Source organism: Streptococcus oralis, assembly GCF_016127915.1.
Lineage (GTDB): Bacteria > Bacillota > Bacilli > Lactobacillales > Streptococcaceae > Streptococcus > Streptococcus oralis_BO.
The window spans coordinates 922,528-947,500 of sequence record NZ_CP066059.1; the positions used below are offsets into that span (position 1 = coordinate 922,528).

Here is a 24,973-nt window from a genome sequence, read left to right on the forward strand (position 1 = left end):
TTTTGTGATTATTTCAAGTTTTGAACGACTTTTACAAGATTTTCTACCGTAAATCCGTACTCTGCCAATACTTTTGGTGCTGGGGCAGATGCTCCAAAGGTATCAATACCGAGAACTGCACCATCAAGACCAACATACTTGTACCAGTTTTGAGTTGCTCCCATTTCGACCGCAACACGACGACGGACTGCATTTGGAAGGATTTCTTCCTTGTAAGCTGCATCTTGTGCGTCAAAGACATCTGTTGATGGCATGCTGACTACACGGACTTTTGCACCTTGGCTAGCCAATTCTTTGGCAGCTGCGACAGCGAGATTGACCTCTGAACCTGTTGCAATCAAGATCGTATCAAAGTCTGTTGCATTTTCATAGACAACATAGGCACCTTTCGCAACTTTGTCAAAGTCTGTCCCTTCTTCAACAGTCAAGTTTTGACGTGTCAAGACAAGAGCAGTTGGTGTTTTTTCGCTTGCCACGGCAAGGTACCAAGCCGCTTGAGTTTCACGCGCATCTGCTGGGCGGAAAACATTCAGATTTGGCATAGCACGGAGACCTGCTAAGTGTTCAACTGGTTCGTGCGTTGGACCATCTTCACCAACTGCGATTGAATCGTGAGTAAAGACATAAGTCACAGGAAGTCCTTGCAAGGCTGACAAGCGGACAGCAGCTTTCACATAGTCAGAGAAGACGAAGAAAGTACCACCGTATACACGAAGTCCACCGTGAAGGGCCATCCCGTTCAAGATCGTTCCCATTGCAAATTCACGAACACCAAACTGAATGTTGCGGTTCAAGCGATTAGCGTCGTCTTGAAGTCCGTCCGTTTTGATATAAGTCATGTTTGAGTGAGCAAGGTCAGCTGATCCACCTAAGAAAGTTGGCAATTTAGCAGCGACAACGTTCAAAGCATCTTGACTTGAATTACGAGTTGCTTGAGAGAAACCATTTTCTAAGGCTGGGAAGTCTGCTGGAGTCACCTCAACTGGGTCACGGCCGTCGATAATGGCTTCTACTTCTGCAGCCAGTTCTGGATGAGCCTCTTTATAGTCAGCAACTAATTTTGTCCAAGCTTGATAAGCTGATGCACCACGGTCTGCAACATTTTCTTTGAAATCAGCATAAACTTCAGCTGGGATTTCAAATGGTTCATAATCCCAACCGAGCGCTTGGCGAGTTGCTGCAGTTTCATCTGCTCCAAGAGGAGCACCGTGTACAGCATTAGTTCCTTGTTTGTTTGGAGAACCGTATCCAATAACAGTCTTCACTTCAATCAAAGATGGTTTTCCTGAAGCTTTAGCTGTTTCAATAGCAGCATGGATCGCTTCCAAGTCTGTCCCATCTTCAACCAAGGCTGTGTGCCAACCGTAGGCATTGTAACGGTCACGAACATTTTCTGTGAAGGAATCTTTTGTCTCACCATCCAAGTTAATGTCATTTGAATCATAAAGAACAACCAACTTGTCGAGTTTTTGCAAACCTGCGTATGAAGCTGCCTCGCTTGAAACACCTTCCATCAAATCTCCGTCGCCACAGATCACATAAGTATAGTGGTCAAAGATATTGAAGCCTTCGCGATTATATTTGGCTGCCAAGAAACGTTCTGCTTGGGCAAAACCAGTAGCAGTAGAAATCCCTTGTCCTAGAGGTCCAGTAGTAGCGTCAACCCCTGCAGTATGCCCAAATTCTGGGTGGCCTGGTGTTTTCGAACCCCATTGGCGGAAGTTCTTGACTTCATCCATGCTAACATCTTCAAAACCAGAAAGGTGAAGAAGGGCATAAAGAAGCATAGAGCCATGACCTGCTGAAAGAATAAAACGGTCGCGGTTGATCCAGTTTGGTTGAGCTGGATTGATACGAAGTTGCTTTGTAAAGAGGCTATAGGCCATAGGAGCAGCCCCCATAACCACCCCTGGGTGACCTGAGTTTGCTTTGTTGATGGCGTCAATACCTAGAAAACGAATTGCATTAACAGATAGATTTGACATAGAATTTCCTTTCTCTTTGAGGTGATTAATGAATCACACATCCTATTTTACTATTATATGAAAAAATGTATAGAATAGCAATAAAACAATTTGCGTTCATCTATCACATTTGATTTGTCTATCCCCTCGTCACTTCATAGTACGGGAGCAAGCGCATATAAGCGTCTTCTAGCTTCTCCAATATCGCTTCTACTGACTGATTTTCAATGAAGGAAACATCTGACTTGACTAAGACTTTACGAACTTCCTGATTTCTCAGCTTCTCTCGTAAAGTACGACGATTTTCTTCATTAGCCTCCATCTTATGACTTTCCCCATTTGAGTAGACTAGATAATAAATTCCTTCTACCGCTGGAAGCTCTAAAACCTTGGCTTGCTTGTCTAAGGTCTGTTCGTCTTTCTTGCGCTCGATGAAACTGACTTCCAAAGAAATCCCAAAGTCAGCAGGTGTTCCATACAAACGAAGAGCCATCATAGGTTCTGTCACTTGTCCGTCTCTCTGTAGATAGACCCAGAAATGCGGTCGCAAACGCTGCGCTTGGTTCATCCACTGACTAGTCTGTTGGAGTTGCCATTCTGGATGACTTGCTTGAAAGGTTTTGGTCAGTTCTGTAAAAGACTTTCGAGCTTCTTGACCTTTTTGCCGCAAGGCCAACATCTTTTCTCTTTCATCGCCAGCTTTATCAGGATTACGGTACTGGACTCCTGCAAATGATAGGTATTCTCTAACTGCTTTCAGCATATCTGAATCTTTCCTTTCCTAGCAAAAAATCAGGATGAACCTGATTTTGCTTTGCTTATTCTGCATCTACGACAACATAGCGATTTGGCTCGTCACCTTCAGAGTAACTCGTCACGCCATCCATGCGTGAAATAATGCGATGGATTATCTTGCGTTCGCTATTTGACATTGGATCAGTTTGTTGGCTACGTCCTTCTTCTAAAACGCGAGTCGCCAATTTTTGAGCGTAGGTTTGCAAGACTTCTGCACGGTGTTCAACGTAATCATTGACATTGATCGTGATGTAGAAGGTTCTTGAATAGCGGTTATAAAGATAATTTTGAGCCAATAGTTGCAAGGCCTTCAAAACTTTACCATGATAGCCGATAATACGGCCCGGTTCGTTAGTGTCAATTTGAAGATTGATGGTGCGGCGATTGTAGTCACTTGAAATCGTCCCTTCAACATCCATATCATCTACAATGGTTTGAACGTAGTTAGCTACTTCAGTTGCCACTTGTTCGATGTCATAACTTGGTTCTACTTTCAAGCCTAAATCTTCTAAAGATTGGCTTGTTGCTTCCTGCGTTTCAGTTTCTTTTTCTGGAGCAGATTCCACTTCCTCGGCAGTATCCTCTGGTTCCAAATCATTTAAAATTGAAATATGGCCTGTTTCTTCCAAAATCGTGCTGGCGTGCTTTTCATTTTTCAAGATTTCAGCCTTGACCTCTTCAGAGACACCTTGACCTTCTTCTTCAATCTTCTTAATCGCTTCTACTACATGCCCCAAATCAACAGTTGCTTCACTTACTGTTTTCACGGGTTCATTTTTTTCATTAACTTCTTTTGGAACCCCTTTAATGGCCTGCTGATTGGCTTTGATCACTGTCGTTTCACTAATCGCTTCGATATCAACTTGAGCTGGCTTCTTACCAAACAAGCCTAAGAATCCTTTTTTCTCTTTCGAAACGACCTTGATGTGGGCCTTCATTCTTGGAATGTCTAATTCTTTCAATCCTTTTTGGATTGCTTCTTCAACCGTTGAACCTGTAAATAATACCATTACCAGATTCCTCCTTATTTTTTCTTTTTCTGTGCTTTTTTCAAAGCTCTTCTCTTCTTGCCTTCTAAATCTTTTTCTGCTTGCGCCACTGCTTCTCTTTCAGCAATAATCTTGAAAGGATTGTTCAAGAAATAGGTTTGCAAAACTTGGTAAGCATTGGATACAGCCCAGTACAAGGCTACACCACTTGGGGCGGAGATGGCAAAAATAAAAATCAATACGGGCATACCATACATCATCCCTGTCGTAGCTCCACTTTTTTCGGACAAAGCTTTATTCGATAACCAGCTACTCAAGAAGGTAAAGACTGCCGCCAAAATCGGAAGGACAAAACTTGTATCTACTCCTCCCAAATTAATCCATAAAAAGTGACCTGTTTTCAAAAAGTCAACTCGACTCAAGGCTTGAAAGAGCGCCAAGAGAACCGGCATTTGTATTAAAATTGGCCAGAGAGAGGATGAATGCTTGATTCCTAACTCTTTATAAACCTTACGCATCTCCTGGTCTAGCTTGGTTCTACTTTCCATATCACGACCCGGATATTGCTCTCGCAAAGCCTTGATGCGTGGTTGAGCCTCTTGCATTTTTCTAGAGGCAACCATCTGTGTCTGAAAGACCGGCAATAAAATCGTCCGGATCAAAATCGTGAAGAGGATAATCCCCACTCCGATACTAATGTCAAAGGACAAAAAGCGGATAATTTCAGCAAAAAAATAGACGAATTTGCTCCAAAAGTCTGTCGAGTCTGCTGTTATATCGCTAGCTGTACCATTTGTTGCACAGGCTGTCATGATAAACAAGGACAAGCCCAACAAACTAGTCAACTGTAGTTTCTTTTTCACTCCCATTTCCTTCCTGGTAAATCTTTGATAACTTTAATACGTGGAGTAGATTTTTCTCCATCTCTGCATATTCCAAGGTTTCCACCCCTTTTCGGGCAATCACGACAAAATCAACATGCTCTACTAAACTCCCTTTTACACTTTGTAGAATGTGTCGGATTCGTCTCTTAATTTGATTTCTGGTAACTGCATTCCCCAGCTTTTTGCTGACGGACAGTCCTACTCGAAAATGGTTTTGCTGGTTTTCCAATTGGTAGACAACAAATTTTCGATTGGCAAAACTTGTTCCGTCCTTGAAAATCGCCTTAAAATCTTTCTCTCTTTTTACACGAAAGCTTTTCTTCAAAACTCAACTCCATCTATTAAATTACTACTATTATACCATATTTTTTGAAAAAACCAATAACAGCAAGGTTTTAGACATTTTCTACATAAAAAAAGCTGGAAAATCTCTTTCCCAACTTCTTTTCACAATCTAATTTTATGTGTATTTACTTATTTTTTCAAGCGCTCAACATCGCGTGCAATAACCAATTCTTCATCTGTCGGAATAACCAAGACACGGATTTTCGCTGCGTCAGTTGAGATGTCTCCCGTTACGCCAAAGACGTTCTTTTCTGGATCTACATCACAGCCAAACCAAGAGATACCTGAAATGACATCCTCACGAACCAAAGTCGCATTTTCACCGATACCTGCTGTGAAGATAATCGCATCTGCTCCATTTAGGACTGCAAGGTATTGGCCAATATGTTTTTGGATACGATCGACATACATTTCATAAGCCAAAGTTGCATCATGGTCTCCTGCTTCCATGGCAGCAATCACATCACGCATATCGCTTGACTGACCAGAAACTCCCATGAGTCCTGATTCACGATTGAGAACGCGACTAATATCTTCTGGAGTATTGAAATCCTCTGTATATTGCATGAGATAAGGGATGATAGCAGGGTCAATATCCCCTGTACGAGTTCCCATCATCACACCGCCAAGTGGTGTGAATCCCATAGAAGTATCTACAGACTTCCCACCCTTAACAGCTGTGATAGAAGCCCCATTACCAATATGGCAGGTAATCAATTTCAAATCTTCTAGAGGACGGCCCAAAAGTTTCGCTGCTTCTCCTGCGACAAACTGGTGGCTTGTCCCGTGGGCACCATATTTACGAACCTTGTTTTCTGTGTAGTATTTAGTTGGTAGAGGATAGCGATAAGCCTTCTCTGGCATAGTTGTGTGGAATGAGGTATCAAATACGACAACACTGGTAATATCTGGAAGCAATTCCTTGAATGCGCGAATTCCAGCTGCGTTAGCTGGATTGTGAAGAGGAGCCAAGAGTCCCAATTCCTCAACTTTTTCTAACACGTCTCCCTCAACAACTGTTGATTCCTTGAAATATTCACCACCTGCAACGACGCGGTGTCCGACACCTGTAATCTCATCGTACCCTTTGATAATATCAAAACGAATCAAGTCATCCAATAACATTTTAACGGCTTGTGTGTGATCTTCAATATCAAGAATTTGTTGCTCCGAACGACCGTCAAATTTTACTGTTGAAATGGAATCTTTCAATCCAATACGTTCAATCAAGCCTTTAGCCAAAACTTTTTCCTCAGGCATTTGATAAAGTTGCCATTTCAAGCTTGAGCTTCCTGCATTGATTGCAATTGTTTTTGTCATAAGATGATACCTCTTTTTAAGCGTTTTCATCTATTATAACAAAATCTCTTTTATATTTCAGTACCTTTGCTCCAATTTTGAAAATTTTCTTTAAAGGTCAACAAAACTGACGGATCTTGCAAGCTAGTAAGAGGGTAGACAAAGGGTTCTATTTCCTTGTCTCTTTTCTTCTGTAAGACAAAAATACTTTTAGCTTGGCTTGCAGTTGAGAAAATATCCTCTGGCAGAGCGATGATAGCAGCCAGACTTACTTCGTCTTTGAGCCACCCTTTTAATAAATCACTTTGAGGACTGGTCAATAAATCACTCGGAGCTAGAAAAATAGCATAGCCATCTGACTTAAGGTACTTGAGGCCTTGTTCCATCAGTAAATGGTGGGCATAGGTATGCTCTTGACTAGAAGCCACTTGATAGCGTGAAGCGATGGCATCGTCTGGGTAATAGCCTACAGGCAAGTCGCTGATGACCACGTCGCTTTCTTTAAGCATTTGCGGACGAACGGCGTCTCCTTGGACAAAGCCAGCCTGCAAACCAATCACATCTGCCATACTGGCTGCCAAATCAATCAGCAAGTCATCCACTTCGATTCCCAAGTAATCTACTTTTTTAGCGAGAGAAGTCAAGAAAGTAGCCCCCAAAATCCCCATACCAGAACCTATTTCGAGGATGCTAATTTCCTCTTGTTCAAACAACTCTTCCACAATGAGTACCAATAGGAGGGAAATGGCATCTGGTGTAAACTGGTGATTGGCCTGTAAAGGCTCCGTTTGTCCTGCCTTCATCAAGAGAAACTGATAGGTCTTGAGCCATTCTTCTTTGCGAAGTGCTAAGCGTTTAAGGGCTTGATTGTTCTCCTTGACCTGCTCTAGTTCGGTCTCGCCATCTAGGTAGATACTATTTTGCTCTACCAAGGCATCATAAAAGTTGGTCGCCAAATCACTTTGAATGGCTTGGACATTCTCTAGTAAATACGTATAAGCTTGTTCTATTTTTTCAAAATCCATATTCCTATCTTATCAAATTTCCCTCCTTTTTTCCATCTGAAGAGAAAAAATCACTGCTTTAGTCAGCGAGTGATTTTTGGGCTACAGTTAAAAAGAGCTCTGCGTAATTTCCTAGGAAAAGACCTTCAGCACTATAGAGGATCTGACTGTCAATGCTCGAAAAACCAATCTGAGCAAGCTTGGTTTCCAGTTCAGCTAAATCAAAACCATGATGGTTGGTATCTGTCTTGACAAAATCAGCAATAAGCACTTGTCCATTCTCCCTAAGATGATGGTGAAACATGGCAAGAGTCGCATCTAAATCAGGCATATGATGAAGAACCCGACTGACAACAATCAGGTCAAATTGCTGCTCCAAGGGATTTACTAGTAAATCCTGCTCCAAAAACTGGATATTCTTGATGTCTTGTTGCCCTGCTTTCAAACGCGCTTTCTCCAGCATTTTCTCCGAAATATCTACAAGGGTAACTGACTTGGCCTGCTTGGCCAGGGGCAAGGCTAATAGACCCGTCCCTCCACCGAAATCCAGAATTTCTTTGTCTGATAAAAGATCAATCTGTTTTTCAACTGCTTGACAAACCAAGTTTGCAAGAAAGATATTTTGGGGCGAATCAAAGGTTTCTGCTTTGTGATTAAAATCCTGTTTCATGCTTTTAGTTTAGCACAAAGTAGTTGAATTGACTAGGAATTGTCTTTCTTTTCAGGCTTTTCTTCTGATTTTTTCTTCCCTGATTGATTGCTTGAATCAGTCGCTACCTCTTCCTTTTGATCTGTTTTCTTTTCCTTGATTTTCATCGGAGGAAAAAGAAATTCATAGTTGCCCTTATTCATACGAACACTTGTTGCAAAACCTGTTTTCGTATTTTGATACCTGACTTTTCCTAAGTTGAAGACTCGTTCCCCACTTTCTTGCTCAGCCTTATCTTTACTTCGCTTGGCCATGGCAAAAGCTGCCAACTTTTCTTTGTTTAGGGCAAAGTCTTTGTGATGGGCTACTTGCCGATTCAAATAAAACTGCAACAAAAGGCTAAAAATGGCTGCCATGGTAACCGCATATAAGAGAACGCCTGCCTTAACTTTTTGCTTTTTCCACACGATAGATGAACTCCCTTTCTAAGCCCTTTTGAAATTGGAAGCGAAAGCGAACCAATTGATTTTCCTCTATAATCTGTGCTGATTCGAGTCCATAAACCATGGGTTGGTAGCCCCGTCCGCTAGTATCCGTTTTTCGAAAATCATCCGATTTAGACTTTCCTATAGAGACATCCTTACCATCCTGTTTCATGTAGAGGCGATTGCCTTCTACCTTGTCAAACTGTGAACGCTCTAACTCTGCCTCCAGTTGATCCACAAACAAGAGCCACTCCTTTTGCTCGCTTTGCTGCTGGTAACGAACTTCTGAAATGAGGAGCTGACTCATAGCCTGAAAGAGGAGCAAGCCCCCGCTAATGACGATAAGGGCAATCAGGGATTCTAACAGGGTAAAAGCTTTGACCTTATGGCTCTTTAAGGTCGAGCAACTTCTCTGAACCATGGTAGACCTCCAATCCCTTTTCACTAGCAAATACCTGAATCTCAACTCCGTTTATGTTTACTTGATTTTGCCCTGTTTGCAGAGCCATCTTCGCCACACGCAAGACTTCTTCCTTTTGCAAGATTTCTGCCTCTTCTTGTCTATTTTTCTGAATTTGTCCTAAAAGGAGGGTTGCAATGCTGGCAAAAACGGCTAGAGCAACCACCGCTTCCAGTAAAATCACTGCCTTAATTTTTTGTTTCCTTAATGCGTTTAATTTTTCCATTTCCTAGATATAATTGATAGCGAATCGCTCCTTTACTTGTATGAAATTCAACCTTAGCCAGGGACGAATTGCCCCCAGCTCGGTCAAATATAATGCTTTGTCCTGATGGGGCCTGAATTCCTTTAGGAACAGTTAAGTTTTGATTGCCGTTACTGATCGTCTGCCCATCTAAGTTCAAGCTAAATTTTTCCTGACTGCCTACACTGCGTTTTTGGGTTTCCCTATAGAGTTCTTCAAACTCCATAAAGAAAATCTGCTCCTCTACCTCTGCAAAAGTGGACTGGACAGAACCGGACAAGCCCAAGGCAATGATACTCACAAGTCCCAAAACCAAGAGACTCTCCAGCATAGTAAAGGCCTTAATCTGCAACAGTTTGACTTGTTTTTTGTTTTGCATGGTAGTCTTTATAAGCTTTGGCTTGCTCAGCTGTGATACGACCGTCCGCTTGTAATTTGCTGAGGCTGGCGTCATCATTTTTATCTAAACGATAAAGTTCTGCCTGGCTTTCCACGACCTTGACAACAGCAGCTTTTCCTTTGTCATCTACGGCATCCTTTTGCTTGGTCAAATTGGGCACAAAGAGCAAGAGAAGAACACTGATGATAAGCAAAACCACTAACATTTCTACCAAAGTGAAAGCTTTAACCTTGGCTTTTTTTAAATTTGTCATGAGTTTTTTCATTTTAAAAATTTACCTCCATATTTTGATACATGGGCATAAGCATTGCCGCATAAAGTAAAACGATAATCAGGGCCACAAAGATAAAAACCAGTGGCTGTACCAGATTCATGGTACGATTGACTCGGGTAAAAAAGGCTTCCCAAGTCTTCTCAGCATAGATTTCCAACTCACTCCCCAGCTTGGACTTGACTTCCCCATACTCGATGATGAGACTCAACTCCTTTTTAAAGAAAGGATAAGTCGCTATGGTTTGAGAAAATTCGCGGCCACTTTGCAGGGCTTGAGCCAAATCTTGACCGATTTCTTTAAAGAGCTGAGAGCCTTGTTCCTGCATGATTTGAAAAATCTGCGTCAACTCCATCCCCTGCGAAATCATATTGCCCCATTCACGCGCGTAATAGGCTGTTAGATAGGTCTGGACAAAAATTCCTAGAAAGGGAATCCGTGCTAACATTGAGAAGACCCGCATCTTGGAACTTCTTTTGTAGAAAGTGAGGGCTAAAAGTAAAGATAGAGCGCAAACCAGCACTAGTCCTAGAAAAATTTGTGGCAGATTGCTAATGATTTGGGTGGCGATATTGCTACTGTCCAGTTGGGGGAGCAAATAATTCCTGAGCCCCAACATAATTAGCAGGAGAAATCCCAGCAAAATCAAAGGATAGGTCGCCACTTCGATTAACTTCTTCTTGACCTTGGCCAGATTTTCCAGATATTCTTCTATCTTTGCCAAACTCAGGTGGAGATTTCCATGAACTTCAGCTAGAGATAATTGGGTCACAATAGCACTTGAAAAACCCAAGCTGTCCATCATCTCTGAAAAGGATTTCCCCTGAGCCAAGCCTTGGTGCATCTGGGCCACATAGTCCTTTTCCAGCAGGGCACTTCTGCCCAAAAAAGAAATAATTTCCACCAAATGAAAGCCACTGGAAAAGAGGTTGTTAAACAGGGTGATGATTTTCTTCTGCTTAGCTGTAGCTAATTTTTTCCGTTTCAGCCTGAAGACTTGTGATATGTCCATCTTTAAGAAGCTGGTCAATCTGCGCATTCCAGCTGGTTGGCTGGTGTTCCTGATAGTCTTTGTTTGCAAAGTCAACGATTCCTCCTCCCCCGATTAATCTCTGGTAGCAGACTCCTTGCAGAACAACTGCTAATTCCTCCTCCGTCACACCCAACTCCAGAAGGCGTTCATAAACACCTCGGATACTCTTGGCATGAATGGTTGAAAAGACCGTCGCCCCTGTCAAACTGGCTCTGACAACCGCACGCGCCGTCTCACTATCCCGAATTTCACCGATAATCAGGAGATCCGGACGATGTCGGAGAGACAGTTTGATGAGATTTTCATAGGTCAAGCCAATCGCCTCATTCAACTGCAATTGCAACATCTCTTCTTGCTTGATTTCGACAGGGTCTTCGATAGACATAACTTGTTGTCCCTTAAAGAGTGACTTAGCTAATTCGTGCATCAGAGTCGTCTTGCCACTTCCGACTGGACCTGCAAAGAGATAGAGCCCCCGTTGCCTGTACTGCTCACCCAGTTCGTTCATATCTTGAAACCAGAAATGCAGGCCCTGCTCCTCATCGTGCAACAAACGAATGACCAAACTCTCATGCCCCCGATAATCTCCCACGGTAGACAAACGCAGAGAAGATACCTTCTCCCCATGCTGATAGTCGCAAGAGCCCAGCTGACTGCGCCTCTTCTCTCCTACGTTCATACCCGCCACAAACTTAAAATGACTAATCACAGCAGCTAAAACATCAAACTCATAGGAGTCAACTAGACACCGTTCGTCTCCAACCCGCATGTGAAGTTCATAGGACTTTTCCTTGGGGATAAAATAGATATCCTGGGCCTTCTTTTCTTTCGCAGTAGCAATAATTTTCTGTGCAATTTCTTGTACCATACCGCCCTCCTTATCTAACTATTCGCAAAAAAATAAAAAAAGCAACTTAAAAAGTTACTTTTTTATCTCCATTTCATGCGGCAAGAACGATGCTTTTCTTGACCTGTTTGTTTTTCGTAGCCTGGACGTAGCTTTTCATCAGGGATGACTTGCTCATCCTGTAAAAGTGCCAAAGAATGGTACTGCTGCAAATACTCATCACACTCATCACACCAGCGTTTATCAGCAGGATCCCAAAAAATAGTCATCAAATCACTCCGACTCTTATAAAGAGGATTCTTCTTTTCCAGCTCAAACCAGCATGATTTATAATATTTTAGAGCATCATAATACTTGTCAAAAGATTGACTCATAATGACATCTTCTTCCCAACCTTCTATGAACCACCACGGTTCAAAATCCCCATACATTTCTATAACACGATACATTCTTACTACTTCCTTTGTATCGTATATTATATCTAATTTTTTATTACAAGAAAAGGATTTTGCTTGCCTTTCCCTTTAGGAAGACTTCTTTAAATACCTTTTCAGCCTATCATAAAAATAGGAGTCCTTTATTGACCCCTATTTTTATCTTCTTAGGCTTGATAACGTTTCACACCATCTAGGTAGGTTGCTACCAATTCCAAATCTTTATCTAGTACGATAAAGTCGGCATCGTAACCTTCACGGATTTGACCACAGACATCATCGATGTGAACAGATTTTGCTGGGTTGAGGCTGGCCATCATGACTGCTTCATGCGGATTCGCAATTCCCCATTCGACCACATTCTTCAAACCATCTTTGAGTTTGAGGATAGAACCTGCCAAATTGCCTGTAGATTTGAGGCGAGCAGTTCCATTAGCAACAACTACTGGAAATTCTCCCAACATGTAGTCTCCATCTTCCAAACCACCCGCTGTCATACAGTCTGTGATAAGGGCGATATTTTCAGTTCCTTTTTGTTTGAGCAAAATGTCACAGGCCTTTGGATCTACGTGGTGACCGTCACAAATCAATTCTGCATAAGTATGTGGCAATTCATACATGGCTCCTACCATACCGAGCTCACGGTGAGTCAACCCACGCATTCCATTGTAGGCATGTACCCAAACACTTGCTCCAGCATCGACTGCTTTTTTAGCTTCATCAAAAGTCGCATTGGAGTGTCCAAGAGCAACAGTCACTCCTTCACCCGTAATTGTACGAACAAAGTCTTCTACACCTTCACGTTCTGGTGCAAGGGCAATTTTATTGAGCAGGCCATTAGCTGCTTTTTGCCAAGCACGAAACTCATCCATACGAGGGTCTTTCATATAGGCAGGGTTTTGAGCTCCTTTGTATTTCTCTGTGAAATAAGGGCCTTCAAAATAGATCCCACGAATCTTGGCTCCACTTGCTTCCTGGTAACGAGCACCGATATTTTCAGTTACCGCAAGCAACTGCTCGTAAGAGGAAGTCAACGTCGTTGGCAAGAAGCTGGTAACACCTGTACTAAGTAGACCTTCACTCATAGTATGAAGGGTACCTTCGATGTTATTGTCCATGACATCAACACCACCAAATCCATGAATATGGGTATCCACAAGTCCTGGGGCAATGCTGTAGCCTGTATAGTCAATGACGTCAGCACCTTCAGGAATCTCTTCTACATGTTTTCCAAACTTGCCATCCACAAGTTCCAAGTAACCGCCACGACGAACTCCGTGTGGGTAGAAAAACTGATCCGCTTTAATATAATTAGGCATAATGATAACCTCCTTGATAGATTGATTCTAGAATTTATTATGTCAATTACATTATAAACCTTTCTTTTTCATTTGTAAATGGTATAGACCTATTTTTCGTGGATATTTTAAAAGAGCTGGATATCTCCAACTCTTTGATCTTATTTTGATTTCACAGGTAGCTCTTGAGCAGCCTTGACAGCAGCTCCAATCGTTTCTGCGTAAAGTTTAGCACCTTCTTCAATCATGTTGCTATCATTTCCAAAGTGGACTTGGTCGGTTCCAGCCCAAATTTCAGGGTGTTCCTTAGCAACCTTATTCCAGTCAGCGATGCTCACGTAAGGATTCTTTTCAGCTAATTCCCGTGCATAAGCCGCATACTGCTCCACTGATGTGTAAGTGTCCTTGCTCTTGTCTCCCTCATAAGGTGTCACCAGTATCAGATGGTGTCCTTTCGGTAGATTGTTCACGATGCTGTCCAAATCATTCTTATAGCCTTCAGGATTATTGACTCCTGTTGCAATGACAACTGTTTTTAGCAGCGCCTTGTTCTGACTGTTATTGAGCATAATGTCATTGGCTTGCTTGGTCGTTCGACTAACCTGGGCATTGATATTTGCTTCAGGAAGTGCCTCTTGTAAGGCTGTATTGGCACGCAAGGCTACCGAATCTCCTATTAGGCTTGTTCCCTCAGAAATTCCTAGGCGACTCAGTTCAGCTTGTTCAGCAAGAGTCTTTGTTTGTCCTATATTGGTCTGGGCTTGTTTGAAACCATTGACCATCAAGTCTGTCTCAAAAGCTCCAACTTGAGGAGCCACAGCTATGATAATCAAGGTAAGCAAGGTAAGAATGCCAGCAGCACCAGCACTAATTGGTTTAATATGAGGCAATCGACTAATCTTCCGTATTAAAGGATTGGATTTACCAGCAATCAACGGCTCAATAATATAGAAGGATAGGATAGCAAAGAAATAAGAAAAGATGATTGTCAGAATAACAGCAGGCAGATTACTCATCAACTGAGAAAAGATAATATAAAAAGGCCAGTGGAAGAGATAAACCGCATAACTGGTATCCGCTAAAAATGTAATGATCCGAGGTTCTTGTATCTCAGGCGTTTTCTCATGCAAGACACGCGCAGCAAAAATCATAGTCACTGCCGCTAAACTTGCTAGAAAGAAGCCAAATAAGTAAGCGAACAGGTAGGTAAACTTGACAAAGAAGGTCAAGAGTACTAATACCAAGAGGCCTGTAGCAAATACCAAGAGATTTTGACGAAGATCCCACATCCGGTCAAACTGCTTGACTAAATCGCTCGTCTGACGAACCCCCACAACCGTCGCCAAAATGCTTCCTAAAAAGAAGGGATAGACATGGGTCAGACTTGAAAAGTAGACAGATGAATAGGAACTAGCCATTAGACTACCAATAAACATGGAGAAAAAGCTAATGATAAAAGCTCCCGCAGAAAGGAGAAAGACGGTCCCTCTCAATTGACTACTAGATTTTGAACGTTTCGATAAGAACCAAACCGCTAAACCCCAAAGGATATAGTAGTGAACCTCAACAGCTAGACTCCAGTTGTGAACAAAGAGATGCGGAATGAACTGGGATTCATAACTTCCCCCTGTTAACATTTCGTAGAAGTTGGTCATAAAACCGAGAACTCCAGCTATCTGGCCACCAATTCCAGCAACATAGTCTTGACGAACCAAGAAAGTAAAAGGCATGGTCACCAAAACCATCAGCACCACAGGTGGTACGATACGATAAAATCGTCTCTTAAAAAATCCAAGTAAATCAATCTGGCGTGCCTTCCCAAATTCCTCTAAAAGGAGGGAGGTGATCAAAAATCCTGAAAAAGTGAAAAAGACATCTACCCCAAAGAATCCTCCAGGAAAGATTGTTTGAAAGAAGTGGTACAAGAGCACCAAAAGTAAACCTGTAATCCTAATCAAGGAAAACCATTTAATACGCATACGAGTCTATTCTCCATTAAATTAGGAAGCAAAATACCACCTAATTTCCATTCCATTATACTCCCTATTCTATCAAAAAAATAGGAAAAATCCTAAGAGAAAACTTAGGATTTTGGCATTCTATTTTTACACTTTAGAAATTGCGCCCTGACTTGTTGTAGCCATATTTTTCTACAAAATACTCACGAAATTCCAAGAGATTATCATCCATGATGGCTTGGCGGACCTGCTTCATCAGGTTGAGTAAGAAGTAGAGATTGTGGTAGCTAGTCAAGCGGATACCGAAGGTTTCGTCAGCCTTGAGCAGGTGACGAAGGTAGGCGCGTGTGTAGTTCTCACATGTGTAGCAATCACACTCAGGATCCAGTGGCGTAAAATCTTCAGCGAATTGGGCATTCTTGACAACCAAACGACCTTGGCTGGTCATACAAGTTCCGTTACGAGCGATACGAGTCGGCAAGACACAGTCAAACATATCCACACCACGAATGACCCCATCGATCAAGCTGTCTGGCGCTCCGACACCCATCAAATAGCGAGGTTTGTTTTCAGGAAGAAGTTGGGTTGTGAAGTCCAAGACTGCATTCATCTCTTCGTGGGTTTCTCCTACTGCCAAACCACCGATAGAGTAGCCTGGGAAATCCATGCTGACAAGGTCATGAGCTGACTGACGACGAAGGTCTTCAAATCCCGCTCCCTGCACAATCCCAAACAAACCTTGATCCTGTGGACGACGGTGAGCCTTCAAACCACGCTCCGCCCAACGGCTGGTACGCTCGATGGATTTCTTAACGTAGTCGTAAGGTTGGTAAAACTGAGGACATTCATCAAAAGACATCATGATGTCTGAGCCTAGATTATTCTGAATAGAGATGGCTTTCTCCGGTGATAGGAACATCTTGGAACCATTGAGATGGTTTTTAAAGGTTACGCCTTCTTCGGTGATATTTCGGCTATCAGCTAGGGAATAAACCTGGAAACCACCACTATCCGTCAAGATTGGCTGGTCCCAGTTCATAAATTTGTGGAGACCACCTGCGCGTGCAATGAGTTCGTCCCCTGGACGAAGCCATAGATGATAAGTATTAGAGAGGATAATTCCTGATCCCATCTCCTTCAACTCCTCTGGCGACTGGGTCTTGACAGTAGCTTGGGTCCCAACTGGCATAAACATAGGTGTTGGAAAGGTACCGTGCGGGGTGATAATTTCTCCCAGACGAGCTCCCGTGTGTTTTTCTTTCTTAATCAAACGGTATTTGATTGGTGAATCTGACATTTTCTACCTCCGAAGCTGGGAAAGACAGTCCCAGTTCATACTTTATGCCCAAAGGCATACTGTATGATTTTATCAAAAAAACCAGGAACTGTCACGAACTATGGTATAATGAGAGAATGAAATACCCAAAAATTGATTTAAAAACCATTCGTCTGCAGACGAGGCAATTTCAGGCTGAAAATCCCCGCCTCTTTCTCGTCTATCTCTTACCTAGCATACTGGTCATCTTATCAGGCTTTCTCAACCCCTTGGCTCGTCTCCAAGAAAGTGTTTTAGAGCAATCCTTTTTCAGCATGCTGGCACAAGTTCTCCAAGCCTATCTCTTCCCGCTAGTGGTTTCTTTTATGAGCACGATTTTTCTAGCAGGTGCTGCTTTTGCGACACTCCGACTCCTCAAGGATCCTGATACGGAACTCTCAGTAAAATCAAGCCTGGCCCTCTTTGCTGAAGAGCGCTTCTCGCAAACCTTCCTAACTCTGCTGCTCAAACGTTTCTACCTCTTTTTATGGAGCATTCCAAACTTAGTAGGCGTTTATTTTCTCTTTTATAGCAATCTCTTAGCTCGGAGATTTGTCGCCCTACATCCTGAATTTCCAAAATTAGACCTCTCATCCGTTGAAACAGAGCAGTTCCTTATGACCTTTGGCCTCTACTTTTTCGCGAGTCTCATCTTGATGATTGTAGGGAACATCCTCTATGTTCCGCAACATTATGCCTACTCGCAGGTAGAATTCCTCCTCTGCGATACTCTAGATTTAGGACAGGCTAAACCCCGTCAAATCCTGAAAACTAGCCATTTCTTGATGAAAGGTTACAAATTCCAGCGCTTTGTCCTCGACCTACAACTACTCCCTTGGTACTTCCTCAACTGGATCACCTTTGGAATTGCTAGCTTTTCACTCCTTCCCTATATCCAGAACAATCACATCTTCTTTTACAGAGCCCTACTAGCCCGTAAACGTCGAAATGGATAAGAGTCTACAAAAACCAGCGTCTTGAAAGACGCTGGTTTTCTTATTTCAAAAGTAACATACTCAGCAGAGTCAAAATAGCAGGCCCACCTTGCTTCAGAATAATCTTCTTGTCTGCTGTCAGAGAACCGTAGGTCGCTGCACCAAGCACAAATAAAACAAAGATGGTCACAATTTCCAAACTTTGTGAGAAATAAATCCCGTACAAGAGAAAGACACCTATCAAAGCATTATAAATTCCTTGATTTTTAAATAATGAACTCACTGAAGGACGAGCCAGTTCTTCCTTATCCACATTAAACACGCGACTAGTAGTGTCTGATTGCGTAGTCACACTTTCCAAATAAAAAATGTAAAAATGCTCCAAAGCAACGATAGTTGCTAAAATAATTGTAAAAATAGACATATTCTTCTCCTTAAATTTCTATCTCTTCTAAGCCAGATATCAACTTTTCTAACAAGCGACTGAACTCTTCTCGCTCTCCTTTTGTAAGTACACCCTCCATCTGACTCTTTACCTTTATATGGCGTTGGGGAGAGTTGGTTATTAGTTGTTCTCTCGCAAAGTCTGTCACTTCCACCAAAACTTCCCTCTGGTTTTGAGGATTCCGACGTCGCTTAACCAAACCTTCCTTTTCCAGAATCTTAAAGTGCCGTGTCAAGGCAGCCTGATCAATCTTCAGACGCTCCTGAACCGCTATTTGATTACACGGAGACTGATCGATTAAGAAATATAAGATTTGATAACGAGTGAGACTAATTCCTAATTGGCGTTCGAATAATTGTGTCATAGACTGATCTGCCAACCGTAGTTGATACAGTAAATCTTGTATTGCTACCATAAATCTTTCTCCTTTAAAATTGATTTGTCAATGATTGACTTATCAAGTATAATGCAACCCAAAAAATAAATCAAGTAATATGCTTACATTCTCTTGAAATATTACTCACTTCCTCATATTTATCCCTTTTATCCTGAAGGAATGACACAAAAAAAAGAAGCGAGAACTCAATCAGTTCCCAACTTCCATTTTAATGATTAGTTCATTGAAACGTGAACGTGGTCATAGTGGTTTTCGGTTACGCTACCACGGTCTGGCATTGGATTCCACGTATAGGCTGGTCCATATTTACTATCATATGGAGCGTAGAAACGTTGCTTCCAGATGATATAGTTGATACCACGGCTAGCCATATTTTTGACTGCATATTCTGCAATTTGATCCCCGAATGCTGAACTCACTGGAACCATGAAGTCGATGGCCAAACCTTTACCATGGTCCCCACTGTCACCAGGACGGTAACCACTAAAGGATGTAATCCCAAACAAGTTGGCGATTTCTTCTTTAAAGGCTGCCGTTTGTGGTTGAAGACCAGCATTCTCAGACTTAGCTACAGCAAGTCCTGCATAGTCAGGAGCCGCTGGAGCCGAATACGTTCTTGAAGGAGTTTGGCTTTGCTCTGCTTGATAAGTCGACGTTGCAGTGTCAGAAGTTGCTGTTGATGCTGCTGTTTCTTCTGTTGCACTTGTTCCTGTTGTATCAGCAGGTGTTTCAGTTGCTGGAGCAGCTGCTACTGGCGCTTCTGCTGGAGTTGTTGCTGCCGTTTCTTCGGTAGCTGGAGTCGCTGCTTGAGGAGTTTCTTCTTCAACTGGGCGAGTTGTTTCTGCTACTGGTGCTTCCGCTGGAGTCGTTTCAGCTGTTTCTTCATCTACAGGTGTTTCTGTAGATGGTGTATCTTCAGCAACTGTCGCTGTCTCAGAAACTTCTGAACTTGGCGCTACTTCTGCTGGTTTTTCAATCTCTGTTGCAGTTGGAGCTTCCTCAATTGGTTGAGAAAGGTCTTCTACTTGAACTGTTTGTTCATCGACTGTCACTTGATTCGTCGTCAAATCAGCTGTTGCAGTCGTCACTTCTTCACTAGCATCTGATTGAGGTGCTTGGATTTCAACTTCCGTTACCTCTTCTGCCTCATTGACAGTTGTAGTGAGGACAGTATCTGGGAAAATCAAGTCCATATTGGTGATTTTGTTCAAATTAGCAAGAACGGTCACATCTACTCCCAAAGCTTCTGCAATCGTGCTCAGGGTATCACCATACTGAACTGTATAGCTGTTTTTGTTTTCGTTTTTCGTCACGTCATTTTGTATTTGCTCAACGGTACGAGCTGTCCAAGAGATTTCTTGAGCTTTAGCTCCTAATGCGGGAGCAAGAGATAAGGCTACTGTTGAGGCTAAAATAATTCTTTTCTTCATTCGTTCATATTCCTTTCAAATGAGTACCTGTCTATCATAACACAAAAAAAGCAGAAAAAAAGCCCTCTCGGGCCTATTTAACAGAACTGTCTATTCCCTGTAACAAACTCGATTACTTGAAATAGTTTGTTAGGTTTCTGTCATAAAACTGACACAATCTTCTCGCTCCTAATCCTAGAAAATACGAGGAATATCTGCCAGTGCTTGAATCCTGTGATTCACTTCATAAGAAGACTCTAAAAAGTTGATGCTTTGAAGGCCACTATTCTGGGCAAATTCCACATCCAAAGTCCGGTCCCCTATATAATAGGTATTATTAGGATCCAGCTGATACTTGTCTAACAGATAGTTAGCTGCTTGTGGACTTGGCTTCCGCTCAAAACCGCTCTGACTGGTTAAAATCTCTGTAAAATAGGATTCCAACCCCAAGTCTCTGAGAATGGTAAAAGCATTGTCCCCCTTATGAGTATAGACAAACTGCTGAATCCCTACTTCGTCTGCCCAAGCTAGCACTTCACGCGCACCTGGCATCAAAACTACCTGGGCATTTTTCTCAGCCAGACTTTGGGCACGCACCTGGTTGAGCACTTCCGCATCCAGGTTTCTCTCTTCTGCCACTTGCTCCAGCAAATCCTGCACAGAATACCTGAGGATAAACTCTCTCACTTTCTCCTTATTATAAGGAATAGAAAATTGAGCAAAGGTCTCCTCAATCCCTGACAAAATCGCTTCGTAAGAGTCCAATAAAGTCCCGTCTAAATCCCAAATAAAGGATATTTTTTGCATCTCCTATCCTTTCAAGCTCATATAACGCTGGTAACGGTAACGTAGAAATAACCAACGGAAACCATTATCCAAGAGAGTCCCTGCCCAAATACCAGGCAAGCCCCAACCAAGAACAATACCCATCAGATAGGCTGTCCCTATACGGATACACCACATCCCAATACTTGTCGCATAAAAGGGGAGGCGAGCATTTCCCAATCCCTGCCACACTGCAGTATAGATGACTGTCCCTGTCGCCATGGGAGTTCCTAGTAGAGAGAACAGTGCCACCAAAACGCTCGCTTCAACTGCTATAGGGTCCGTCGTATAGAGATGAGTCAATGGTGTCCCCAAGGCATAGATACTGAGAGTTAAGGGCAACATGAGAAGCAGAGAAAGCCAAAAGGTTTGCTTGCTTATCTCGTCAACTCTTTCCCAGTTATCCTCTCCAACTGCTCGAGCTACCTGCATGACCGTCGCCGTAGCGACGCCAAAGGCAGGCATATAGTTAAACTGGGTCAAGACTTCTCCGACTGCATTCCCCGCTACTGCCTCCGTCCCAAAAGAGACGACCAAGGCAATGATCACTACATCTCCAGCCCGCATCATGAGACGTTCTCCTGCCGCTGGCAAAGCCAAGGTCAATAGTTCCTTATCTAAACCAAAAGTCGGTTTCTCAAAAGGCAACTTTAATTGCGACCACAAAATCACAAGGCCGACTAAGCGAGACAAGATAGTCCCCCAAGCAACACCCGCTATTCCCATATCAAGGACAAAAATAGCTAGACTTGAAAAAAGAATATTCAAGGCATTGGATAAAAGACTAACATAGAGAGGCAGACGCGGATTATGCGTTGCACGAATCAAGGCACCTAGACTGGTCATCAAGCCCAAGAGAACAATCGATCCACCCACCAAAGATAGGTAGAGCCCACCACTCTCGGCCACAGCCTGCTCAGTTCCCAAAAGTCCTATCATCTCTTGCCCAGCAAAAAGCGATAAGGCGCCTAAAAGTGCACTCAGCAATAGGGTTATCTTGAGAGCCTCTGTCACGTGATAAGCCAACTTGGACTGATCTTTCTGCCCCAAACTTTTTGAAATAACACTGGAAATAGCAGCTCCCAGAGCGATAAAAATCGCCTGGTAAATGGTGATAATATTGCCAGCCACTGAAACACCCGAAATAGCTACCAGTCCCAAGTGAGCGACCAAGTAACTGTCCACCATTCCCATGAGCATCTGCAAAAAGTTTTCACCCATAGCTGGCAATGCAATATTAAGAATGTCTTTATTTTTCTTAAACAATCTCTCCTCCTGATGAAAAGAAACTCAGTTGGTTTCCCAACCGAGTTTACTCCCTCTGTCTTAAAGTCCTAGATAAGCCTCAACCGCTGCTTGCATGTCAGCAGCTGCCACTGTTGTTTTATGACGAACTGGAGCTGCTTCAAGCCCATCAACTGCTGGTGGCACTGCCACTCCTGAAATGTCATGTAATTGAGCCAAGGCTTCAAAGTCTGTCAAGCCTGCTTTTCCTGTTACAGCTTCTACTGCAACCACTGGGAACTTGTATGGACTAGCTGTTGAAGCAATCACTGTCTTGGTTACATCGCCAGTAGCTGCTTTGTATTTTCTATAAACTGCTGAGGCAACCGCCGTATGTGGATCCTCGATATAGGCATCTGTATCATAAACACGTTTAATTTCTGCTGCAGTTTCTTCCTCAGTCGTATATTCAGCTGCAAAGAGTTCCAGAATCGCTGCATCAAAGTCTGTCAATTCATATTGTCCTTGTGTACTCAAGGCATTCATGAGTTCAGCTGTCTTAACTGCATCATTCCCCAAAAGATGGAAAATCAAACGCTCCAAGTTTGAAGATACCAAGATATCCATTGATGGACTAGTTGTTACTTTAAACTCACGTTTCTTGTCGTAAACACGTGTCTTGAAGAAGTCTGTCAAAACATTGTTGTCATTTGAAGCACAGATCAATTTACCAACTGGTAGACCAATTTGTTTAGCATAAAAGGCAGCCAAGATATTTCCAAAGTTTCCTGTTGGTACTGTGAAGTTGACCTTTTCACCAGCCACAATCTCACCAGACTTAACCAACTGAGCATAAGCATAAACATAATAAACAATTTGTGGTACCAAACGACCAATGTTCATAGAGTTAGCTGACGAAAATTGCAACTTGTTGGCAGCCAACTTTTCACGAAGGGCCACGTCGTTAAACATATGTTTCACATTTGTTTGTGCATCGTCAAAGTTACCATCAATAGCAATAACATGCGTATTGTCGCCAATCTGAGTAGTCATTTGCAACTCTTGCACCTTGCTGACACCGTCTTTTGGATAAAAGACGATGATCTCAGTACCAGGCACATCCGCAAACCCCGCCATAGCAGCCTTACCAGTATCACCAGATGTCGCTGTCAAAATGACGATTTTGTTCTCCAAACCATGCTTTTTAGCAGCAGTCGTCATAAAGTATGGCAAGATAGACAAGGCCATATCCTTAAAGGCAATCGTTGAACCATGGAACAATTCCAAGTTGTATTGCCCATCCAGTTTCACCAATGGTGCAATAGCTGGAGTATCAAACTTGCTATCGTAGGCATTGTTGATACAGTAGTCCAACTCCTCAGCTGTAAAATCATCTAAAAAGGCTGACAAAACTAACTTAGCCACTTCTTGGTAAGAAGCATCTTTCAATTTTTCAAAATCCAAATCTACTTTTGGATAAGTAAGTGGTGTAAACAGACCACCATCCGTCGCCAAACCTTGCAAAATAGCTTGGCTGGCAGTTACTGTATTATTGGCATCACGCGTTGATTGATAAACTAATGTCATGAATCTCTATCCTTTATCTATAGTCCCTTCCATTATATCATGATTTTTCAGAAAATTCTCCCTTTATAAGAGAAATTATAATCCCAATTCTTTCTTCAAAGGCTCTAAATAAACTATTTCTTGCTTATCTCTTTTCTCCAGTCCCTCCTCAGCTAGGGTGAGTAAGTCTTTAGAAAACTCGAGAACCGCAGCTTCTTCTTCATCTGTGAGTTGTTTTTTAGAAAACTGTCGTCTTAAAAGCTTATAATCACGACCAGCTGTGGTAAAGAATGAAGCCGTTCGCAAGTAAGCTTCAAGCTTGTCTAAATGAAGCAACAATCCCAAGTGAAAGGCAGCAGAAGCAAAAGTCCTATCGAGCGGCTGAGTACAAACACTGCGAAACTCAACTGTTCCTCGAGTCGTTAAGTCTTGGTATTGGTAACTACGATGGGTTTCAAAATCCTTCTCCTGAGGATGAATCAATACCTCATCCCCATTAAGGCTAAATGCCTGGATTTCAGGTGTAGCCAAATAGTCCCTAGCCTGAATAGGATAAAAATAATAGGTCTGCCCATCACGTTCCGCAGTAAAAATTGCAGAATGATCTAGATAGTCAAAAAAATCATCCTCATCTTTAAAGAGTCTAGTATTGACACCTACATTCTCTGGATAGATACCATGCATGGATTCTTCCCAAAAAATATCTCTCGAAATTTTGGTATCCCAATCTGCCCCCGAAAACTCAGAATTGGCAAACAAATAGGCTTTAGCTGCTTCAATTTGCGTAAAAGCATTGATAACCCGCAGGTAGTTGGACTTTGAAACGTCCAGTTGAACCTGACTCCCACAGATAAAGGCTCCATACTCAGGAAAATGATGTAAATCTGATTTAGTAACATTTCTACTCAAATTCAAATAATCCATCAACATCTGATAGCGGGTATAAGCCACTGGACAATTCTCATTTTTATCCCAGTTGGGATGAATGCCGCAACCAACAATAGCATGATTAGATTCACCCAACTTATTCTGAATCGTAGCCATATAGAAGTTAAACCGTTCTTCTACCTCTTGGATACATTCAGCCTTTCCGAATGCAAACTCAATTGTCGTATAAGCAACCTCAAATAAGATCGTATCTTGGCTGACTGGATCAAACAACTGAATTGGATTCCCAAAATCATCCACTTTCTCGATAGTAAATCCCAGTACTGATGGTAAATACCGAAAGAGATCCTTAACAACTTCACCATCTGTAGCTTTACCCTCTAAATTTACAATAGGAAATTCTAACTCAATCCCAATAAATAAATCTGGATTCTCTTTTATATTTTTTAAGTAACGTTTCTTTAGTAATTCAACAGACCGAGACATTAACCACCAAACTCTTTCATAATCAAAATAAATTGTGAATAAGTAATATTATACCAAAAATACACTAAAAATGATTAGAATAAGAAGAAAAAGATCATTCATCAGTTATCAGTACTTAAAGAAA

General features: G+C 42.3%; 27 protein-coding genes. 1 reads left to right on the forward strand and 26 read right to left on the reverse strand.

Translation table 11 applies throughout. The features are described from left to right. Window positions 1-8 precede the first annotated feature (8 nt). The 19 genes from tkt to tgt form a co-directional block, all read right to left on the reverse strand. The gene (gene tkt / locus I6H78_RS04425; RefSeq protein ID WP_198460188.1) at window positions 9-1,985 is read right to left on the reverse strand and encodes a transketolase; all 1,977 of its coding nucleotides are present in this window, start codon (window positions 1,983-1,985) and stop codon (window positions 9-11) included. Between the two features lie 118 nt (window positions 1,986-2,103). After that, a complete protein-coding gene (locus I6H78_RS04430; RefSeq protein ID WP_198460189.1) occupies window positions 2,104-2,727 on the reverse strand; it encodes a ribonuclease P in 624 nt (207 codons plus the stop codon). Window positions 2,728-2,782: 55 nt separating this feature from the next. Further along, entirely contained in the window at window positions 2,783-3,769 is a 987-nt protein-coding gene (gene jag, locus I6H78_RS04435) for an RNA-binding cell elongation regulator Jag/EloR (RefSeq protein ID WP_042768792.1), read from the reverse strand. Window positions 3,770-3,783: 14 nt separating this feature from the next. Further along, window positions 3,784-4,611, reverse strand: coding sequence for a membrane protein insertase YidC (locus I6H78_RS04440; protein ID WP_162837252.1), 828 nt, complete (start codon window positions 4,609-4,611; stop codon window positions 3,784-3,786). Further along, window positions 4,586-4,957, reverse strand: coding sequence for a ribonuclease P protein component (rnpA, locus tag I6H78_RS04445; protein ID WP_000748120.1), 372 nt, complete (start codon window positions 4,955-4,957; stop codon window positions 4,586-4,588). The genes I6H78_RS04440 and rnpA overlap by 26 nt, the downstream gene beginning before the upstream one ends. A 149-nt stretch (window positions 4,958-5,106) precedes the next feature. Continuing rightward, window positions 5,107-6,297: an acetate kinase gene (locus I6H78_RS04450; protein WP_198460190.1), complete on the reverse strand. Its 1,191-nt coding sequence runs from the start codon at window positions 6,295-6,297 to the stop codon at window positions 5,107-5,109. Window positions 6,298-6,347: 50 nt separating this feature from the next. Then, entirely contained in the window at window positions 6,348-7,301 is a 954-nt protein-coding gene (locus tag I6H78_RS04455) for a class I SAM-dependent methyltransferase (RefSeq protein ID WP_198460191.1), read from the reverse strand. Window positions 7,302-7,359: 58 nt separating this feature from the next. Further along, window positions 7,360-7,950, reverse strand: a complete 591-nt coding sequence (locus tag I6H78_RS04460) for a class I SAM-dependent methyltransferase (RefSeq protein WP_198460192.1) — start codon at window positions 7,948-7,950, stop codon at window positions 7,360-7,362. 32 nt (window positions 7,951-7,982) lie between these two features. Further along, window positions 7,983-8,396 carry a competence type IV pilus minor pilin ComGG gene (gene comGG, locus I6H78_RS04465; protein WP_000265643.1) on the reverse strand — a complete coding sequence of 138 codons (414 nt, stop codon included), beginning with the start codon at window positions 8,394-8,396 and terminating at the stop codon, window positions 7,983-7,985. Continuing rightward, window positions 8,374-8,835 (reverse strand): competence type IV pilus minor pilin ComGF, encoded by a 462-nt coding sequence (gene comGF, locus I6H78_RS04470; protein ID WP_000250706.1) that lies wholly within the window; start codon window positions 8,833-8,835, stop codon window positions 8,374-8,376. The genes comGG and comGF overlap by 23 nt, the downstream gene beginning before the upstream one ends. Then, complete coding sequence (comGE, locus tag I6H78_RS04475) at window positions 8,798-9,100, reverse strand: competence type IV pilus minor pilin ComGE (protein WP_000413374.1); 303 nt, start codon at window positions 9,098-9,100, stop codon at window positions 8,798-8,800. Before comGE ends, comGF begins: the two co-directional genes overlap by 38 nt. After that, window positions 9,063-9,497 carry a competence type IV pilus minor pilin ComGD gene (gene comGD, locus I6H78_RS04480; RefSeq protein ID WP_198460193.1) on the reverse strand — a complete coding sequence of 145 codons (435 nt, stop codon included), beginning with the start codon at window positions 9,495-9,497 and terminating at the stop codon, window positions 9,063-9,065. The genes comGE and comGD overlap by 38 nt, the downstream gene beginning before the upstream one ends. Then, entirely contained in the window at window positions 9,460-9,783 is a 324-nt protein-coding gene (gene comGC / locus I6H78_RS04485) for a competence type IV pilus major pilin ComGC (protein ID WP_000735798.1), read from the reverse strand. Before comGC ends, comGD begins: the two co-directional genes overlap by 38 nt. 1 nt (window position 9,784) lies before the next feature. Then, the gene (comGB, locus tag I6H78_RS04490; protein WP_198460227.1) at window positions 9,785-10,801 is read right to left on the reverse strand and encodes a competence type IV pilus assembly protein ComGB; all 1,017 of its coding nucleotides are present in this window, start codon (window positions 10,799-10,801) and stop codon (window positions 9,785-9,787) included. Beyond that, window positions 10,749-11,690, reverse strand: a complete 942-nt coding sequence (comGA, locus tag I6H78_RS04495; protein WP_198460194.1) for a competence type IV pilus ATPase ComGA — start codon at window positions 11,688-11,690, stop codon at window positions 10,749-10,751. The genes comGB and comGA overlap by 53 nt, the downstream gene beginning before the upstream one ends. A gap of 62 nt (window positions 11,691-11,752) precedes the next feature. Beyond that, window positions 11,753-12,118, reverse strand: coding sequence for a DUF1033 family protein (locus I6H78_RS04500; RefSeq protein ID WP_000286396.1), 366 nt, complete (start codon window positions 12,116-12,118; stop codon window positions 11,753-11,755). Window positions 12,119-12,270: 152 nt separating this feature from the next. After that, complete coding sequence (nagA, locus tag I6H78_RS04505) at window positions 12,271-13,422, reverse strand: N-acetylglucosamine-6-phosphate deacetylase (RefSeq protein ID WP_198460195.1); 1,152 nt, start codon at window positions 13,420-13,422, stop codon at window positions 12,271-12,273. A gap of 140 nt (window positions 13,423-13,562) precedes the next feature. After that, entirely contained in the window at window positions 13,563-15,380 is a 1,818-nt protein-coding gene (locus I6H78_RS04510) for an acyltransferase family protein (RefSeq protein ID WP_198460196.1), read from the reverse strand. A 133-nt stretch (window positions 15,381-15,513) separates the two neighbouring features. Continuing rightward, on the reverse strand, window positions 15,514-16,656 hold the full coding sequence (gene tgt / locus I6H78_RS04515; protein WP_198460197.1) for a tRNA guanosine(34) transglycosylase Tgt: 1,143 nt from the start codon (window positions 16,654-16,656) through the stop codon (window positions 15,514-15,516). 116 nt (window positions 16,657-16,772) lie between these two features. Here tgt and I6H78_RS04520 point away from each other — a divergent pair, with 116 nt between their 5' ends. Beyond that, window positions 16,773-17,630, forward strand: coding sequence for a DUF975 family protein (locus I6H78_RS04520; protein WP_198460198.1), 858 nt, complete (start codon window positions 16,773-16,775; stop codon window positions 17,628-17,630). 40 nt (window positions 17,631-17,670) lie between these two features. Here I6H78_RS04520 and I6H78_RS04525 read toward each other — a convergent pair whose 3' ends face one another. The 7 genes from I6H78_RS04525 to I6H78_RS04555 form a co-directional block, all read right to left on the reverse strand. Then, a complete protein-coding gene (locus I6H78_RS04525; RefSeq protein ID WP_198460199.1) occupies window positions 17,671-18,033 on the reverse strand; it encodes a DUF1304 domain-containing protein in 363 nt (120 codons plus the stop codon). Between the two features lie 10 nt (window positions 18,034-18,043). Further along, entirely contained in the window at window positions 18,044-18,469 is a 426-nt protein-coding gene (locus I6H78_RS04530; RefSeq protein WP_198460200.1) for a MarR family winged helix-turn-helix transcriptional regulator, read from the reverse strand. Between the two features lie 197 nt (window positions 18,470-18,666). Further along, the gene (locus tag I6H78_RS04535; protein WP_198460201.1) at window positions 18,667-19,881 is read right to left on the reverse strand and encodes a LysM peptidoglycan-binding domain-containing protein; all 1,215 of its coding nucleotides are present in this window, start codon (window positions 19,879-19,881) and stop codon (window positions 18,667-18,669) included. Window positions 19,882-20,055: 174 nt separating this feature from the next. After that, the gene (locus tag I6H78_RS04540) at window positions 20,056-20,667 is read right to left on the reverse strand and encodes an HAD family hydrolase (protein ID WP_198460202.1); all 612 of its coding nucleotides are present in this window, start codon (window positions 20,665-20,667) and stop codon (window positions 20,056-20,058) included. 3 nt (window positions 20,668-20,670) lie between these two features. Then, the gene (locus I6H78_RS04545; RefSeq protein ID WP_198460203.1) at window positions 20,671-21,951 is read right to left on the reverse strand and encodes an MATE family efflux transporter; all 1,281 of its coding nucleotides are present in this window, start codon (window positions 21,949-21,951) and stop codon (window positions 20,671-20,673) included. A gap of 60 nt (window positions 21,952-22,011) precedes the next feature. Further along, complete coding sequence (gene thrC, locus I6H78_RS04550) at window positions 22,012-23,496, reverse strand: threonine synthase (protein ID WP_198460204.1); 1,485 nt, start codon at window positions 23,494-23,496, stop codon at window positions 22,012-22,014. Between the two features lie 75 nt (window positions 23,497-23,571). Then, window positions 23,572-24,849, reverse strand: coding sequence for a glutamate--cysteine ligase family protein (locus I6H78_RS04555; protein ID WP_198460205.1), 1,278 nt, complete (start codon window positions 24,847-24,849; stop codon window positions 23,572-23,574). Window positions 24,850-24,973: the final 124 nt, after the last annotated feature.